Source organism: Acidicapsa borealis (assembly GCF_059115245.1).
Map to the genome: position 1 here is coordinate 5,064,976 of NZ_JCACNY010000001.1, position 14,163 is coordinate 5,079,138.

General features: G+C 61.1%; 12 protein-coding genes. 5 read left to right on the forward strand and 7 right to left on the reverse strand.

Annotated features, from left to right (window positions below; genetic code table 11):
- Positions 1–123 precede the first annotated feature (123 nt).
- Together AC5S27_RS20525 and AC5S27_RS20530 are read left to right on the forward strand one after the other, a co-directional pair.
- Positions 124–2,109, forward strand: coding sequence for a PP2C family protein-serine/threonine phosphatase (locus AC5S27_RS20525; protein WP_493936425.1), 1,986 nt, complete (start codon positions 124–126; stop codon positions 2,107–2,109).
- Between the two features lie 98 nt (positions 2,110–2,207).
- Positions 2,208–4,274, forward strand: coding sequence for a SpoIIE family protein phosphatase (locus AC5S27_RS20530; protein ID WP_493936426.1), 2,067 nt, complete (start codon positions 2,208–2,210; stop codon positions 4,272–4,274).
- 4 nt (positions 4,275–4,278) lie between these two features.
- Here the strand turns inward: AC5S27_RS20530 and AC5S27_RS20535 are convergent, their stop codons facing one another.
- From AC5S27_RS20535 to tyrS, 3 genes are read right to left on the reverse strand one after another with little or no spacing between them, the layout of a single operon-like run.
- The gene (locus AC5S27_RS20535; RefSeq protein WP_493936427.1) at positions 4,279–4,770 is read right to left on the reverse strand and encodes an RES family NAD+ phosphorylase; all 492 of its coding nucleotides are present in this window, start codon (positions 4,768–4,770) and stop codon (positions 4,279–4,281) included.
- Complete coding sequence (locus tag AC5S27_RS20540) at positions 4,770–5,204, reverse strand: Xre family toxin-antitoxin system antitoxin (protein WP_493936428.1); 435 nt, start codon at positions 5,202–5,204, stop codon at positions 4,770–4,772. The genes AC5S27_RS20535 and AC5S27_RS20540 overlap by 1 nt, the downstream gene beginning before the upstream one ends.
- A gap of 52 nt (positions 5,205–5,256) precedes the next feature.
- On the reverse strand, positions 5,257–6,564 hold the full coding sequence (gene tyrS / locus AC5S27_RS20545; protein WP_493936429.1) for a tyrosine--tRNA ligase: 1,308 nt from the start codon (positions 6,562–6,564) through the stop codon (positions 5,257–5,259).
- 216 nt (positions 6,565–6,780) lie between these two features.
- On the opposite strand from tyrS, the gene AC5S27_RS20550 reads away from it, so the two are divergent.
- Together AC5S27_RS20550 and AC5S27_RS20555 are read left to right on the forward strand one after the other, a co-directional pair.
- Complete coding sequence (locus tag AC5S27_RS20550; RefSeq protein ID WP_493936430.1) at positions 6,781–8,472, forward strand: hypothetical protein; 1,692 nt, start codon at positions 6,781–6,783, stop codon at positions 8,470–8,472.
- A 182-nt stretch (positions 8,473–8,654) separates the two neighbouring features.
- Positions 8,655–8,978, forward strand: a complete 324-nt coding sequence (locus AC5S27_RS20555) for an STAS domain-containing protein (protein ID WP_493936431.1) — start codon at positions 8,655–8,657, stop codon at positions 8,976–8,978.
- Here the strand turns inward: AC5S27_RS20555 and AC5S27_RS20560 are convergent.
- From AC5S27_RS20560 to AC5S27_RS20575, 4 genes are read right to left on the reverse strand one after another with little or no spacing between them, the layout of a single operon-like run.
- Positions 8,970–10,331 carry an MFS transporter gene (locus tag AC5S27_RS20560; protein ID WP_493936432.1) on the reverse strand — a complete coding sequence of 454 codons (1,362 nt, stop codon included), beginning with the start codon at positions 10,329–10,331 and terminating at the stop codon, positions 8,970–8,972. The two genes, AC5S27_RS20555 and AC5S27_RS20560, sit on opposite strands and share 9 nt — an antisense overlap.
- 29 nt (positions 10,332–10,360) lie before the next feature.
- Positions 10,361–11,416 carry a VWA domain-containing protein gene (locus AC5S27_RS20565; protein ID WP_493936433.1) on the reverse strand — a complete coding sequence of 352 codons (1,056 nt, stop codon included), beginning with the start codon at positions 11,414–11,416 and terminating at the stop codon, positions 10,361–10,363.
- 19 nt (positions 11,417–11,435) lie between these two features.
- Positions 11,436–12,539, reverse strand: coding sequence for an RluA family pseudouridine synthase (locus AC5S27_RS20570; RefSeq protein WP_493936434.1), 1,104 nt, complete (start codon positions 12,537–12,539; stop codon positions 11,436–11,438).
- Positions 12,540–12,565: 26 nt separating this feature from the next.
- Complete coding sequence (locus AC5S27_RS20575; protein WP_493936435.1) at positions 12,566–13,363, reverse strand: prolipoprotein diacylglyceryl transferase family protein; 798 nt, start codon at positions 13,361–13,363, stop codon at positions 12,566–12,568.
- Positions 13,364–13,883: 520 nt separating this feature from the next.
- On the opposite strand from AC5S27_RS20575, the gene AC5S27_RS20580 reads away from it, so the two are divergent.
- Positions 13,884–14,150, forward strand: coding sequence for a hypothetical protein (locus tag AC5S27_RS20580; RefSeq protein WP_493936436.1), 267 nt, complete (start codon positions 13,884–13,886; stop codon positions 14,148–14,150).
- Positions 14,151–14,163 lie beyond the last annotated feature (13 nt).

Below are 14,163 nucleotides of genomic sequence, written 5' to 3' on the forward strand. Positions count from 1 at the left end.
AACGGATAAGCTTCCCACATGCTTCGGATACGTTTTCGCTGGTACGCTCCGGCGGCATTGGCCTGTTTTGGTTTCTCAATATCTCTTGTAGAGGCCCAACCAGCTGCCCAAACAGCCTCATCCGTGCCCCACGCCCCCGCCCTGCACAGTGAATCTCTCGGCAAAGGCTCCGTTCCCCTCGACGGTCCATGGCAGTTCCACTTAGGCGACGATCCGTCTTTCAGTTCTGCGGCCATCGACGACCGGACCGGCCACAACGGCTGGGAAGAGCTCACTGCCGACAAACCCTGGGGCATGCAGGGTCACACCAGCTATACCGGCTTCGCCTGGTATCGCAAGCACCTTGACCTTACGACAGCTCCCGGCGCGCCCAGCGACATAGCTCTGCTTATTCCCCGTGTCGACGACGCTTACGAGCTTTACTGGAACGGCACCCGCATCGGTGGCCTCGGTTCCTTGCCTCCCAATCGCCTCGACGTGAAACTCGCACAGCCCCAGCAAACCTACGGCCTCGGCCCTGTCCGCTCCGGGGTGCTCGCTGTTCGCGTCTACAAAATTCCGCTCAGCTCCATCGACGACGGCATGGCGGGAGGATTTGAAGCCACACCGAAGATCGGCTCTCCCCGGGCCATCGGCCTGCTCAAGACTGCCAATGACTATAGCTGGCTTCAGCATCGCCAGACCTACTTTGGCCTCGTTACGGTTTACTCACTTGCCTCGCTCCTGAGCTTTGTGGCATGGCTTCGGGACCGCCGCCAAAGGCTCCTGTTCTGGGTCGCCGCCTTCACCTTCATTCCGTTGCCAGAGCTTGTCCTGGTGGACCTGCGACTACCGATCTTTGGCCTTTGGGGACCGTTTCTGTTTCAGATAACGCTTCAGCTACTCGAGATCTTCCAGTGGTTTCTGCTCGCCTATCTGCTTCAACTGGACGCTTTGCCACGGCTGTTGCGCAGTCTCCGGGTACTTGCCTGGATTACCGTCGTTTGCGCTGCGCTCGATGGCGCATTGAATCTGGGCCTGGAGATTCTGACGGCGCAGCAATTTGTCTGGCTTGACGCGGTGCTCACGGCAATCTTCATTGTGCTCACTGCGCCGGTGTCGATCCTCCTCGTGCTGCTGGCACTGTTACGCGGCCGGCGGCTCGACCATGCGCGCTGGGTGGTTGCTTTCTTCGCCTTCGCTGCGGGCACGTGGAGCGCCGTTTCCAACGTCGCTCAGCAAGGGGTACGCTACAGCCATTGGTCTCTCGGCAGGAAAATGGGGGGGACCGTCTTCACCATTTTCGGCAGTAATTTTCCCATGATCGGCATCCTTCGCATTCTGCTTTTCCTGGCCATTGTCTACGCCGTGCTGCGCTATGCGATGGAGTATCGCCGCCGCCAGGCCGCGGTAGAGCGGGAGCTGCAGGCTGCCCGCGAACTCCAGCAGGTGCTGGTCCCCGAGGTGTTACCGGAGATCCCCGGCTTTGCCCTCACGGCGGCCTATAAACCCGCGCAGGAGGTCGGAGGTGATTTCTTCCAGGTCATAGCGCTGGAAAACGTGGACACGCTCATCATCCTCGGCGACGTTAGCGGCAAAGGCCTCAAAGCCGCTATGACCGTCTCCCTGCTCGTCGGTGCCGTTCGCATGGCTGCGGAAATGACCTCCAGCCCCGCCGCCATTCTCAGCGCCTTAAACCGCCGCCTCCACGGCCGCATGGAGAACGGCTTCGCCACCTGCATCGCGCTGCTTATTTCGCCTGATGGCCAATGCCAGATTGCCAGCGCTGGCCACACTTCGCCCTTTCTCAACGGCGAAGAACTCATCTTGCCGGGAGCCTTTCCACTCGGCCTGCTACCCGACACCGTCTACGACGAGGAGACGCTCACCCTCCCGACGAATGGGCAGCTCAGCCTTTACACCGATGGCCTCCTGGAAGCCCGCAACGCTGACGGCGAACTCTACGGCTTTGAGCGCCTGAACATCCTTTTCCGCTCATCCCCTACCGCCGCCCGCGCCACCGAAGCTGCCATCGCCTTTGGCCAGGACGATGACATCACCGTGCTGACGCTGACGCGGCTTCCGGTTGCGGAACTGGCAATCCATTCTGCGGTGCCGGCGCTCGCATAATTCGGTCCCCTGGTTGCGCTAAGGTATTTCCCGTTTGCAACATAGGATGCCCGGCGTATGCTTCTGTCATGCGTTCCAGCCGTAGGTTTCTGTTGCACTTGCTTGCGATTTCCGCTTTGGTTTGGATCATCTTGCCGCCCTCGGTCTGCTTCGCGCAGCGGGCTGCTGGCGTAGCTCCGCTGGTGGCTGACCAGTTGGGCAAGGGCTCTGTGCCGTTGGATGGGCCGTGGCAGTTTCACCTCGGCGATGATGCCGTCTGGGCAAACCCGGCGATCGACGATGTAACCGGCCATGATGGATGGGAGGATATCCAGGCGGACTCGCCGTGGGGTGCGCAGACGCATCCCAATTACGCGGGGTTTGCGTGGTACCGCAAACACGTTTCGATTGCCCCGGCCAAGGGAGCTTCGCCGGATGTTGCCCTGCTCATTTCAGCCGTTGACGATATTTATGAGCTGTACTGGAATGGCGTGCGCATCGGCGGCGTGGGCACGTTTCCGCCGCATACGGATTGGAAACTCTTTATCCCGGCGCAAACATATGGGCTGGGGCCAGTGCGGGATGGAGTGCTCGCGGTACGTGTGCTGAAGATTCCGTTCTCTTCTGTCGATGACGGCACCGCTGGCGGATTTGAGCGAGTGCCGCAGATTGGCAGTCCAAGGGCGATTGCGCTGCTTAAAGATTCGCTGGACTACCGGTGGATGCGCCGTTCGCAATTTCGTTTTGCGCTGACGACGCTCTATGGGCTGACGTCGCTGCTGAGTTTTCTGGCCTGGCTGCGCGATCGCAAGCAGAAGCTGCTGTTCTGGCTGGCAGCGTTTACCTTCATGCCGTTGATCGAGATTACGCTGAACGGGTTGCTCCTGCCGGCTTCGGGAGCGTGGCTTACTTTTTTCATCCAGACTTCGATCCAGTGGCGGGAGATATGCCAGTGGTATCTGCTGGTGTATCTACTTCAACTGGAAGATTCGCGGCGCCTGCTGCGCTTGCTGCGCGTTGCTGCCTGGAGTTCACTGATAGCGGGTGGGCTGGATGGCGCGACGAGCTTCACGGTCGACGTGCTCTCGCCGAGAGCGTTTACGTGGATTGACGCCGGTCTGACGGCACTGATTCTCCTGATGGAACTGTTGCCGATCCTGCTGGTGATACGGGCGCTGGTAAAGCGGAAGCGGTTGGACCCAGCGCGCTGGCTGGTGGCGTTGTTTGCCTTTGCGAGCGCGACCTGGTACGCGGTGTCGAACTTTGCTTATCAGGGCATTCGCTACACGCACTGGACTCTGTCGCCGAAGATGGACTCGACCTTATTCTGGCTTTTCGGGAGTAATTTTTCGGGACAGGCTGTGCTGCGTACGCTGCTGTTCGTTTCGATTGTGTATGCGGTGGTGAGGTTTGCGGCTGGGTATCGGCGGCGGCAGGCGGCGATGGAGCAGGAGTTCCAAAATGCCCGCGAACTGCAGCAGGTCCTGATCCCAGAGACTCTACCGGAGCTGCCCGGATACGCGGTAACCAGTTCGTACCGGCCAGCGCAGGAGGTGGGTGGGGACTTCTTTCAGATTCTGGAGCTTGACAAAGAATACGCTGGCTCGACGCTTATCGTGGTTGGCGACGTCAGCGGAAAAGGCCTGAAAGCGGCGATGACGGTGGCGCTGATCGTGGGTGCTTTGCGAACTCTGGTGGAAACGACAAGCAGCCCGGGAGAGGTGCTGGCGGGGCTCAACCGGCGGCTGTTTGGACGCATGCAGGAGGGATTCGCCACATGCGTTGCGCTGCGGGTCAGCCCGGATGGACGATGTGTTCTGGCGAGCGCAGGGCATCCCGCGCCCTATCACAATCAAAGGGAAATCGACCTGCCCGGAGCGCTGCCGTTGGGGTTGCTTCCGACCACCGACTACGAAGAGGTCAGGGTACATCTGCGCGAAGGAGATCGCTTCTCGTTGTATACCGACGGCCTGCTGGAGGCGCGCAGCACCACGGGGGAAATCTTCAGTTTTGAGCGACTCGATGCCCTGTTTGCCGACGAGCCGGATGCGGAGCGAGCGAGCGATGCTGCGGTTGCATTCGGGCAGGATGATGACATCACGGTGTTGACGCTAACGCGCCTGGGCCGGGGCCAGGAGCCGACGATTACGGTGACTCTGCCGAAACTGACGCGACAGCTCGTGTAGGAACCTAAGTTGGTGGACGCGCCATGAACATCCGCTCATCAAACTGGAAGGGCTGGACGGCGTGGACGGTGATTTCGCCGATGCGCGGGTGGCGCGGGTTGATGAGGAGATTCCATTCCTGGCGGATGGGAACGGACGGGACCAGCACTGCGAGGGATGCGCGGCTGCGAATCCAGGCATCGCCCTGCGCGCGCATGGGACCGAACTCGTCGCTCCACCAGTTGGGCGGGAGCAGGTCATCCTCCCAACGCTGAAGCGGTTTGTCTTCCGGTAGTGAGGCTTCCATGGATACAAGGTCACGCGGCATCTGGTGCGGTTCGATATGGACGAACAGCTCAATTGCCGCGAGCGCGAGCGATGTGGAGGCGTAGATCATGGGCACTCCACGCGAATTCCAGCGGCCGCCGAAGAGGCGTGAGCCTTCGCCGCTGAGGGCGGCCGAGGCATGGACTTCGCGGCATAGCCTCCAGAATGTTCTCCGCGATGATTCGGGCATCAGCTATAGACGCCGTAGGCGATCCGGCCGAGGATGTCTTCGACTTCACGAACGCCTGGGTCGGTGTCGAGTTGGTCGAGCGGTGTGCCGCCGCGCAGGGCGCGATTGGGAGTCTTGAGCCAGCTTGCGGCGCGTTCGCCATCGCCCAGAGTTTCGACTGCCGTCGCGTACACCTGCGCCAGGCGGACGGTGCGGTCAGACTCTGCCGAGGTCAGACGTGCGTCCGAGGACATGCGGCGGGTCAGAGTGCGGAGGGGGATGCCGATTTTGTCGGCGATTTCGGCCTGAGTCAGGTCGAGGCGCTCAGCGAGCAAGAGGAGAGCCTTGACTGGCACGCCGTCGCGGACGAGTTCGGCGAGCGATCCGCTCTTGAGGAACGAACGCCCCAGGAGAATGTCGCCGCCAAGGACTTCCGGGACTGCAAATGTGGCCATGGGCAACCTTAGGAGAAATTATGCGCCATTTGACGTTTTCACGCAAGCCATATTACGTGATTAACGCAACCTTGGCACGTTTGCCCAAGCGGACTGTGATCCGGGCTGGGAGCTTTTCCAGCGGAATGAGGGCGTTGGTTGCCGGTTCGCCGTCGAGTTTTACGGCCTTTTCGGCGATCTTGCGGCTGGCTTCTGCGCCGGATGCTGCCAGGCCCAGTGCGATCAGCAATTTGGGGAGGCGAATCTGTACACCTGCAACTTGAGCTCCGGAAGGTGGCAAATTTGGGAATGCGACGGGAATTCCAAAGTTAACAGAGGGTGGTGGTCCAGCAATTTCTTCATAGCTCACTGATACTTCTTCAAGATCTTCGCGGTCGGCCTTCTGCTGGAACATTCGTTCCCAGTTCTTGGCCGCAAAATTCGCATCTTCAGGCGAATGAAAATCGGCAACAAGTGTCCAGGCTAACGATTTCTTGATGTGCATCGGATGATGGTCGCCAGCCGCAACCTGTTCTCTTAAAGTCGTTATCTCCGACTGTTTCTTGTCGGTTAGAAGTGTCCAGTACTTCCACATGAGGTCGTCGGAGATGGACATGAGCTTGCCGTACATTTCTGACGGTGGCTCATTGATTCCGATGGCATTGCCGAGCGATTTGGACATTTTCTGGACGCCGTCGAGGCCTTCCAGAATGGGGTTCATGAGGACGATCTGGGGCTTCTGCCCGGATTGACGCTGGAGTTCGCGGCCACAGAGCAGATTGAATTTCTGGTCAGTGCCGCCAAGCTCGACGTCACACTCGAGAGCGACGGAATCATACGCCTGCATCACGGGGTATAGAAATTCGTGGAGGCTGATGGGCTGCTCGGCTTCGTAGCGCTTGTGGAAGTCGTCGCGTTCGAGCATTTGCGAGACGGTAAAGCGGGCTGCCAGACGGATGGTGCCCTCGAAGCCGAGCTTATCGAGCCATTCGGAGTTGAAGCGGACTTCGGTCTTGTCGCGGTCAAGGATCTTGAAGACCTGGGCCTGGTAGGTTGCGGCGTTTTCCAGGATCTGCTCACGGGTAAGTGGCTTGCGGGTGACGTTGCGGCCGGTGGGGTCGCCGATGAGCGAGGTAAAATCGCCGACGAGGAAGATGACCTGGTGGCCTAACTGCTGGAAATGACGCAGTTTACGCATGAGCACGGTGTGGCCGAGGTGCAGGTCGGGCGCGGTGGGATCGAAGCCGGCTTTGACGCGCAGCGGGCGTCCGGTCGTGCGGGAGTCTTCGAGGCGTTCGCGCAGATCGGAGACGCGGATGATCTCCGCTGCGCCCTTCTGAAGCAGGTCGAGCTGCTCGTCTACTGGTAAAAATTCGGACATATCCTCTTGAGTATAGATTTGCTCCACGGCGGTAGATCATCTCAGCCCGTTTGAATCGATACTCGCCAGCGTTCTTGGAGCCGGACGCGAGACGTTTGGAGGGAAATCTCTCGCAATCTGCCACAGGGAAGAGGTGCTCACCGGAAATCTGCATCCAACCGAGTGGATGCACTGAATCCCCCCACCGCCGGCACGCAGGCGGAGAAAGCGATCCACATGTCGCAGAACAATCCCATGGAAACACCCGGCACGTCTGCAAGATTTTCCCAGCTCCTTCCGATTTTGGGACTGGCGCTCGCAGCAGGAATCACATTTTCGGTGGCCGGCTGCAAAGGCTCGACCGACCCGAACGCGCAGACCGCGCAAACAGCGCAGCCCGCTTCGGCAGACCCGAATCCGGCTGATCCGAACGATCCGGCGAATGCCAATCTGGCACCGGTGGCAGCGACTGCTCCTGCTCCTACGACAAATTATGCGCCTGCACCGGCTCCTACCAGGACAACGCCCGCACCGCAACGCTCTTCTGCTCCTTACCCTGCGCAAGCGCCGCAGCCGTCTTACAACCAGCCCCAGCAGGATCAGGGCGACCAGGGCTACGACAACGACTACAGCCAGGACTACAACGAGTCGAGTTACACGCCGACTCCGGCGATGTACGCTCCTGAGCCGCCTCCGCCGCTGCCGGAATATGATCAGCCGCCGATCCCAGCGCCGGGATATCTCTGGACACCGGGCTACTGGAGCTATGCGCAGAGCGGCTACTACTGGGTTCCTGGCGCGTGGACCGCACCGCCCTACCAGGGCGCGCTTTGGACCCCCGGTTACTGGGGATACTCCTCGGGACGCTATGGGTTCTTTCACGGCTACTGGGGCCGGTACGTCGGCTTCTATGGAGGCGTGAATTACGGCTTTGGCTATGTGGGACGCGGCTACCAGGGCGGGTACTGGCGCGACAACCAGTTCAACTACAACCGTTCGGTGAACAACATCCGCAACGTGAACATCACGAACGTTTACGAGCGGAAGGTGGTCATCACCAACACGACGATCATCAATAACAACCGGGTGAGTTACAACGGTGGTCCTCAGGGAGTGAAGGCGCGTCCGCTGCCGGCTGAAATTGCCGCGTATCGCGCGCCGCATGCGCCGCCGATGACCGCACAGGTGCAGCTGGCACGGCAGGCTGAGAGCAACCGTGCGCAGTTCGCCTCGGTGAACAAGGGACGTCCCGCAGAGTTTGTTGCTCCCAAACCTATTCCGGCGGATAAGGGCATCCGTCCGGCTCCGGTGATGAGGCCTCAGCCGGTGGCGCGTCCGCAGCAGCCGAATCAGGGGGGACGGCCAAACCAGCCGAATCCTGCAGTGCAACCGGCGCGACCGGGGCAGGGGAACCAAGCTCGACCGGCGGAGCCAAACCGGACAAATCAACCCAATCAGCCGAACAGGTCAAATCAGCCAAATCAACCGAACCGGCCAAACCAGCCTGGACAGCCTGACCGACGACCCGGAGCTGTCAACCAGCCTGCAACTCCGGCTCGTCCGGGTGCTCCACAGCAACGCCCGAATCCAACGACACCCAATCGGCCAGCTCCGGGGCAACCTACTCGCCCCCAGCCGAACCGGCCCTCTCCTAACACGCCTCAACCAAACCGGCCGCAACCCGGTGCCCGACCGGCTCCGACGGCTCCGGTAAGGCCTGCGCAGCCGCAGACCCGAACGGCACCACAGCAGGCGCGTCCAGCGCAGCCTGCGCCCGCGCGTCCGGCAACACCGGCACGCCCTGCACCTGAATCCCGGCCAGCTCCACAGGCGAGACCGACCAAGGATCAGCCGAAGCCCGCTCCACGCGCACAACCAGCCAAGCCAGCGGAACAGCGCAGGCCTGAGCCGCCGAAGAAGCCCGAATAGCGGCTGTCAGCGACCTGACCCATGCTCCTGACGGCACTTTTTTGTCTGGAGCATGGGTATTTTTTCGTTTGGACCGGTTCATCATAAATTCACACCGGCGGCTCTGCGCCGGAGGCTAAAATTCGGCTTTCCCATCAAATCAAGGATAGCCACGGATGTCTTTAGAGTCATTCCATTCTGAAATGGCTGAATCGACCGATGAGACCGGGTGGAAGACGACAACTGTTACCTGCCACGGGAAGCTGGTCAGCGAAAATACCGCGGAGATTCGATCCCTGGTTCAGCCGCTGATCGCCGCCGGTGGCCGGATTGTGCTCGATTTTTCCGATCTGGATTACATGGACAGTTCCGGGCTGGGAGCCTTGGTGGGCCTGAAGGTTTCGGCCATCCACCGCGGCCTGTGCAAGCTTGAACTGGTGAACCTTACGCCGCGGATCAAGAAACTGCTGAGCCTGACCAACCTGATGCAGTTGTTTTCCGACCAGTCGCCTGCGCAGCTACTTTGAGGAGGCAGTTTGCAGTTCCTTGGTTGGGGGTTGGTAGATATCTTTCCGGAGAGCTTCGGCAGTCAGTTCGTCGGCGTTGCGAAGTGACGGAAACAGGACTGACCACAGGCCGGTGACGACCAGGGCTCCAATGCCGCCGGCCACGGTTGCCCGAACCGCTCCGAGCCACTGGGCGGTGACTCCGCTTTCGAATTCGCCGAGTTCGTTCGATGCGCCGAGGAACATGGAATTCACTGCGCTGACCCGGCCACGCATTTCCGGCGGTGTGGCGAGTTGCAGGACGGAGCTGCGGATGACGACGCTGATCATGTCTGCCGCGCCGGCGAAGGCTAGCGCAGCAAGGCTCAGCCAGATATTTTTGGAAATGCCGAAGACGATGGTTCCGATGCCGAAAAGGCCTACGCAGACGAAGAGCCTTATACCGGCTTTCCTGCGCAGCGGGAAGCGGGCGAGGAGCAGCGAAATGGTCAGGGCTCCGAGGGCCGGGGCGGCGCGTAGCATGCCGAGGCCTTTCGGGCCGGTATGCAGGATTTCCTGGGCGAAGATGGGCATGAGGGCGGTTGCTCCGCCCAGCAGGACGACGAAGAGATCGAGCGAGAAGGAGCCGAGCAGGATCGGGGAGCGTCGGACATAGTGGAATCCAGCCATGACGACCTTCAGCGAGATTTCCCGATGCTCCATGCGGCCCAGGCGGACGGAGAGCGACGAGATCAGCACCAGGAAGATGACCAGGCAGACAAGCATGACGCAGTAGACGATCCCGGCGCCGGCGAGAACGCCTTTGAGCGGCAGGGTGAAGAGCAGGCCACCAAGCGCGGGGCCGGCGATGTTGGCGAGTTGGAAGATGGCCGCGCCCCAGGTAACGGCGTTGACGAAGTGGCCTTCGGGGACGAGGTGCGGGATGAGCGCGGAACTCGCTGGGCCGGAGAAGGAGCGGCCCATGCCGATGACGAAGAGTACTCCGTACACGAGGTACACATTTTTGAGGCCGAGGATGGCGATGGCCAGCAGCGCGCTGGTGCAAACAACTTGTAGCGCGTAGCAGACCAGGATGATCTGGCGGCGGTCGTAGCGATCGGCTATGTGTCCGGCTGGGAGAAGGAAGAGCAGGCCCGGCAGGAAGAGCGCGAGGCCGGTGTAGCCCAGGTCGAGCGCTCGATGAGTGATGGAGTAGACCTGCCAGGCGACGGCTACGGTCTGGGCTTCGGCGCCGAGGATGACGGCCATTCTGGCCATCTGGTAGAGGCGGAAGTCACGCGAAGCAAAGGCTGCGAGGCCCCGAACGGCAGGGGCGGGAGTTGCGCTGTTGGCCGGCGCGGGGTCGGCAGCCGGCTTTCCGGAATCTCCGTCCATGCTTTGTCCAGTGCCCCGCTTCTGTTGGCTTACTGTTTCGGCGAGAAATAGCCTTTACGGGCGCGAACCGAGTAGCGCCTGTCATTGGCGAAGAGATAGATCGTCCTGAACGCGCCATCGGCCTTGAAGTCGGCTGGGGTGTAGGTGAGCGCGTACTGGCTGCGCAACTCTTCTTCGATGCTGGCGAAGCCGGTCGAGATCTCCTCGACCGAGGGCGGGAAGAAAGCGCGCCCGCCGGTGTCGGCTGCCATCTTCTGCAGGATATCGTCGCCCTTGCCGCGGCTGGGGGTCCAGTTGGTGCTGATGGCGTAGATGATGGTCTCGGAGCGCTGGCACATCTTGATGGCGTCGTCCATGTAGGCGCGGCTCTGGTTGTCGTTACCATCGGAGACGAGGACCATGGCGCGGCGGACCGGCTCCTGACCGCGGGAGATGTCGAGCAGCTTGTCGCGGCAGGCGGTGTAGACAGCGTCAAACATGGCGGTGCCGCCGCCGGGCCGGAGTTTGCTGATTCCGGTCTGCAGTGCGTCGAGGTTGTTGCTCCAGTCGGCCATGACGGTCGGCGTGGAATCGAAGCCCATCACGAAAGCACGATCGCTGCGGGACTTGAGCACCTGCAGAAGGAATTCGGTGGCGGCCTGCTGCTCGAACTGAAAGCGGGTCCGGATCGAGGTGCTGGCGTCAATGACGATGCCTACACGCAGCGGCAGATTGGTCTGCTGGGTGAAGGACGACACGCGCGCCGGGGCCTTTTGATCATCGAGCAGGGCGAAGTCACTCTGCTTGAGGTTGGGGATGAAGCTGCCGTGCTTGTCGGTGACGGTGAAGATCAGGTTGACTTCGTTGACCGAGGTCACGATTTTGAAGGTCGAGTCGCTGGGGGCCTGGTCGGGAGCCGGAGCAGGGGTTTGGCCGGGCTGCTGAGCTGGCCCGGGCGTGGGGGCCGGAGTTGTTGGGGTCGCGGGCTGCGGGGTCGTCGTGGCCGGCGGAGGGGCGGGTTGCTGGCCCAGAGCGGCCGGTGCGAACGGGAGGAGGCAGGCCAAGGCGGCCGCCGAAATCACATTTCTTGTCATGGCAATCTTCATTCTAGCAATCCTGCAGGGCTTACACTTCATCGGAATCCGGGGCGGCCGGCGATGATGTCACCGATTGGTCTACTGGGTCTCTTAGACGCGCTAGAAAGTCGGCCAGCACTTCCGGCAGAGGCGAAGTGAGCGAAATGATCTTGCCGGTGGTGGGGTGGGCGAATTCCAGCTCAGCGGAATGCAGGAAATTTCGGCCAAGTTCGAGAACTTCACGCGGGGCCTTGCGGGTGGTGCTCAGCGGCAGGGCGATGATTTTGGCAGGAGCGCCGTAGAGTGTATCGCCGACGACCGGGTGCGAGATCGACGCCATGTGGACGCGAATCTGGTGGGTGCGGCCGGTCTCGATGCGCACGCGGACGAGGGTAAAAGCTCCGAAGCGGGTTTCGATGCGCTCAACGACACGGTAGTGCGAGACAGCGTGGCGGGCGCCTTCCAGGCGGCGGGTGGTCATGCGGGTGCGGCGAACAGCGTCGCGACTGATGGGGGCCTGGATGGTGGCGCCATCTTCAGGCAGGCGACCCTGGACGAGAGCGATGTAGGTCTTCGTGACCTGGCGGGTGGCGAACATCTCGGCCAGGGCTTCGTGGGCCGCGTCGTTCTTGGCGATGAGGATGAGGCCGCTGGTTTCCTTGTCGAGCCGGTGAACGATGCCGGGGCGGAGGTCGCCGCCGACTGCGGAGAGCTTTTCGAAGCGATGCAGGAGCGCGTTGACCAGCGTGCCGCCGCTGCGGGCTTCGTCGGTGGCTCCGGAGCCGGCGTGGACCATCATGCCTGCTGGTTTGTTGACCACGGCGATGTCGTCGTCTTCGTAAACGATTTCTAGCGGGATGTTCTCAGGATGCGCCTCAAGCGGCGTGACGTGCTGCTCGCCCTGAACCGTTACGGTTTCGCCACCGCGCAGCTTCAACGAGGCTTTTTCGCGCTTGCCGTCGACGAGGACGTCGCCCTGCTCGATGAGGTGCTGGACGCGGGAGCGGCTGACGCCGTCGAGGGCGCCGACCAGAAACTGGTCCAGACGCCAGCCCGCGGCTTCGACGGGGACTGCGAGTTCTTCAATTTCCGGCGCGCCTTCAGCAGCGTCTTCGGCGGTTTCTTCCGTCGCGTCTACGATGAGGTCTTCCATGCGGTCTTCCGCCATTGTGCAGCCTTTCAGGTACTGGCAGCCTCGCTGGCTGTGTCCCGGCGAGGTGACTTCCAGTTCAGGAGAACCGCGCCGCCAGCAAGTATCAATCCCAAGCCTACCAGTTGCGGAATGTCGATGAGGCCGCCGAGGAGGGCGCCGCGCCCTTCCCAGTCGCGAAACATCTCGGTGGAGAAGAGCAAGGTACCCATGCCGACGAGCCAAACTCCGGCTACATCGCCCGGCCGGCGGGCAACTTTGAACCAGAATGCGCAGAGAAGTGTCAGCGCGAGCGCGCCGAGGGCGGCATAGGCCTGCACCGGATAGAGAGCGACACCGAGCGGCGTGCCGCTCCAGCGGGCGGCAAGAGGACTGGTGTAGGTGACCGCCCAGCCGCCTGTCGACTCGCGGCCGTAGTCACTGCCGGCCAGGAGAGCTCCGAACTGCTCACAGGCCAGGCCGATGGAGATGGGCGCGGCCAGGCAGTCGGCGACGACCGAGAGTTTGAGGTGGAACCAGCGGATATAGATCAGAACTGCGATGATGGCTCCGCTCATCCCGGCCGCGGCAAGCAGCGGGTGATGCACCATGGCGACAGTGAGCAGCCAGGACGGATGCCGGCGCAGGTCGCTTAAGTTGATGACGATGAGCAGGAGACGCGAGACAGCCAGCGCGGCAAAGACACCTAGGACGAGCATGTTCCAGGCATGGCGTGACCCGATGGCTGTTCCCCCGAGGCCCGACAATCCGGAGCTACGCGCTGTCCACTGTGCGAGGCCGAGAGCGAGCAGAACACCCAAAGCTGCGACCGCGCCGTAACTCGGCACGACGAGTGGTCCTAATTGAAACAAAACAGGATGCATAGACGATTGAAACTGCCAATAAAACAGGCCGCCTAGAGCTACAGGCAGCCAGGTCTTTCTTTGTGAAAAGAAAGCAGAAAACCGACCCGCTTGGCCGTGAGTCTGTGCGCTGGTGAACCCGTCCTAAGACGGCGGGACTCTCCGCGCTTCATTAGGCATCCCGGACTGGCGGGCACTGCACACAAAAGCGATTGTCGAGTCGAGTCCCTGTTCAATGAATGTTGGTTCAACCAGCGTTAACGAACTCACCTGCTTTGCAGGCCGGTCTCTGAAATGGATGCTATGGCATCTCCCGAAGATTGGCAAGCGGACCGCCCGATCAAGCCATTTGTGTTATCCCCACCGAGTGTGGTGGAAAACAGAATTGTTCATGAAACCAAATCGACAAGCGACAAGTGGCGTAATAGCGCGTAGGGTGACTGCCAGGGCGGCATCCAAGTTGCAAGAAGCTGGAAAGACACGGCCTCAACCCTAAGGAGAACACATGACAGACAATCGCGTACACGCTGGAGAAAAAGTCGAAGATCAGTTCACGGCCTTACTTGAATCCCAGACCTCAAACCTTCCTACCAGCCTTTTTCTCGGCGCGGCCATGGCCTCGATCGTTGGATCGCTTTCGTTGAAGATCGCCGGAAAGAACGATCAGGCTCTGTTTGTTGGACAGTGGGCTGCGCCGTTCCTGTTGCTGGGAATTTATAACAAGATGGTCAAGCAGCATGGCTCGGACGCTACCACTCGACTTGGCAGCTAAGAGTCACTGGTAT

Coding starts and splice junctions, on each gene's coding strand:
- AC5S27_RS20535 (WP_493936427.1), bottom strand. CDS start 4,770: ATGCCCGAATCATCGCGGAGAACATTCTGGAGGCTATGCCGCGAAGTC.
- AC5S27_RS20540 (WP_493936428.1), bottom strand. CDS start 5,204: ATGGCCACATTTGCAGTCCCGGAAGTCCTTGGCGGCGACATTCTCCTG.
- tyrS (WP_493936429.1), bottom strand. CDS start 6,564: ATGTCCGAATTTTTACCAGTAGACGAGCAGCTCGACCTGCTTCAGAAG.
- AC5S27_RS20550 (WP_493936430.1), top strand. CDS start 6,781: ATGTCGCAGAACAATCCCATGGAAACACCCGGCACGTCTGCAAGATTT.
- AC5S27_RS20555 (WP_493936431.1), top strand. CDS start 8,655: ATGGCTGAATCGACCGATGAGACCGGGTGGAAGACGACAACTGTTACC.
- AC5S27_RS20560 (WP_493936432.1), bottom strand. CDS start 10,331: ATGGACGGAGATTCCGGAAAGCCGGCTGCCGACCCCGCGCCGGCCAAC.
- AC5S27_RS20565 (WP_493936433.1), bottom strand. CDS start 11,416: ATGAAGATTGCCATGACAAGAAATGTGATTTCGGCGGCCGCCTTGGCC.
- AC5S27_RS20570 (WP_493936434.1), bottom strand. CDS start 12,539: ATGGAAGACCTCATCGTAGACGCGACGGAAGAAACCGCCGAAGACGCT.
- AC5S27_RS20580 (WP_493936436.1), top strand. CDS start 13,884: ATGACAGACAATCGCGTACACGCTGGAGAAAAAGTCGAAGATCAGTTC.